We start from the raw sequence: 1,310 nt of genomic DNA, 5'->3' as shown, positions 1-1,310 counted from the left end.
TGCCCGAAAACAGAAAGTGGCCTTCTTCATCTTGCGCATTGAAAGACGATTCGATGGAGTCACGGTAGCTTTTCAGTTCGGTGATCATGCCGCTACGGTCTTGATCCGTTAACGAACCGTTCGCGCCCCAAAGAACAATGTCACGCATGCTTTTCAAACTTTCGTTCACTGAGTCTAGGTGTGTCTCTTGGCTTGAAAGCGTTGTTTTCAGGTTTGCGATGTTGCTTTGGTATTGAGCAATCGCGCTGTTTTCGCGTTCCAAGTTAAGCAGCTTGATAGACGCCATTGGATCATCAGACAGCTTAGTCAGTCGCTCACGTGTCGACATTTGTTGAAGTACTTTCCCAAGGCCTGCGCTGTTGCTCTGCAGGCTTTGCAGCATCATTTGGCTGAATTGGTTATCACTGATTCGCATCTGGGTTTCCTCTAGAATAACTGCAATACAGAGTCGAACAGCTGGTTCGCCGTACTGATCACTTTCATGTTGGCATTGTGCGCGTTAGCAAACGTCATCAAGTTCGCGGCTTCTTCATCGCTGTTCACTGCACTTACGTTGTCGCGAGCGGTATGCGCTTGCTTGCTCATTGCCAGTTTTGCTTGGTAATCCGCATCGGCCTGACGCGCTTTGATCGCCGTTTGGCCAACCATTGAGGTAAAGGCATCGTTCAAGCTCACTGAGCCGTAGCCCGTTACCGCAACCGGTTTGTTACTCAAATCAATCAAAGATTTAAGAACATTCGCGTTACCCGGCGTACCATCGCTTGAAAACGCCAATTCTTCCGCGCTCAAATCTGTAATGGTTAAACTTGCCGCTGGGTTATCAGGGTCGTAGTTAAACAGTGGTTTGCCAGCATTGCCTTTCAAGTCTTTACCTGTAGCAAGTACCGCGTTGTACTCATCTGCCAGAGCTTTTGCCATGTCATCAAGCGCTACTTGGTTTGGCTTTAGAACGTCGGTTTGGTAATCGTTGATGGCACCCAACTTACCCCCGACCGAATCGCCAATAGCGAAGCTTTGATTAGCAAAATTCACGTGCAGATCCGCAAGATACGGATCGCTTGGATCAGGAATCGCAGACAGTTGACCAAAGTCCGAGCCCATGACTAACGGCTGACCAGAAACCAACGTCACCTGCATGCTGCCATCCGGTTGATCGGTTGTTTTCACTTCGATCACTTGTGACAGCTCACCGATCAGCTTTTCACGCGTGTCCATCAATTGAGCTGGGTTACCGCCTGTACCTTGCATTTCAACGATTTGCTTGTTCACGTGAGCGATGTTCGACATCAGACTGTTTGCATGAGTCAGCG

Annotated in this window: 2 protein-coding genes; both read right to left on the bottom strand. The window is 48.9% G+C overall.

All coding sequences use genetic code 11. The features are described from left to right. Positions 1-415, bottom strand: a 415-nt coding sequence (gene flgL / locus R7044_RS24095; RefSeq protein WP_225455859.1) for a flagellar hook-associated protein FlgL, incomplete at its 3' end; no start/stop codon positions are given. A gap of 11 nt (positions 416-426) precedes the next feature. After that, positions 427-1,310, bottom strand: an 884-nt coding sequence (gene flgK, locus R7044_RS24090) for a flagellar hook-associated protein FlgK (RefSeq protein ID WP_225455858.1), incomplete at its 5' end; no start/stop codon positions are given.

The organism is Vibrio sp. 1402 (genome assembly GCF_033340275.1).
This window is presented reverse-complemented; position numbering and strand designations above follow the sequence as displayed.